Raw genomic sequence first — 861 nt, 5'->3', positions numbered from 1 at the left:
GAGCGTCTTGGGCAGCAGGCCGTGGCGCATGGCCTGCACCATCTTGATGACCCCGCCGACGCCCCCGGCGGCCTGCGGATGGCCGATGTTGGACTTCAGCGAACCGATGAGTACGGGGCGGTCCGCCGCGCGGTCCTTCCCGTACGTGGCGAGCAGCGCGCCCGCCTCGATCGGGTCGCCCAGCGGGGTGCCGGTGCCATGGGCCTCGACCGCGTCGATCTGCTCCGCCGTCAGTGCGGCGTTGGCGAGCGCCTGGCGGATCACCCGCTGCTGGGAGCGGCCGTTGGGCGCGGTGAGGCCGTTGCTGGCGCCGTCCTGGTTGACGGCGGAGCCGCGCACGAGCGCCAGCACCGTATGGCCGTTGCGGCGGGCGTCCGAAAGCCGCTCCAGCAGCAGCATGCCGACGCCCTCGCCGAGGCCCATGCCGTCGGCGCCCTCGGCGAACGCCTTGCAGCGGCCGTCCTGTGCCAGGCCGCGCTGCCGGGCGAAGCCGATGAGCCCCATCGGGGCGCCCATCACGGCGGCGCCGCCCGCGAGGGCGAGGGAGCAGTCGCCCTGGCGCAGCGACTGGCAGGCCAGGTGGAGGGCGACCAGCGAGGACGAGCAGGCGGTGTCGAGGGTGACGGCCGGGCCCTCCAGGCCGAGGGTGTAGGCGATGCGGCCGGACATGATGCTCGCGGAGATGCCCGTGACCAGGTGGCCCTCCAGCCCTTCGGGCATATGGGGCCAGTCGGGGATGTAGCCCTGGTAGGCGGCGCCCACGAAGATGCCCGTTTTGCTGCCGCGCAGGCCCGCCGGATCGATTCCGGCGCGCTCGAACGCCTCCCAGGAGGTCTCCAGCAGCAGCCGCTGCTGCGGGTC

1 protein-coding gene is annotated in these 861 nt (G+C 73.8%); it reads right to left on the bottom strand.

The genetic code is table 11. The annotated features are described in order from the left end of the window. A partial coding sequence (locus KN815_RS46025; RefSeq protein ID WP_216347740.1) for a beta-ketoacyl synthase N-terminal-like domain-containing protein occupies positions 1–861 on the bottom strand: 861 nt, incomplete at both ends.

The sequence above is a fragment of the Streptomyces niphimycinicus genome (assembly GCF_018883605.1).
GTDB classification, from domain to species: domain Bacteria; phylum Actinomycetota; class Actinomycetes; order Streptomycetales; family Streptomycetaceae; genus Streptomyces; species Streptomyces niphimycinicus.
Note: the sequence above shows the minus strand (reverse complement) of the source record. Positions and strands in the feature narration are given on the sequence as shown.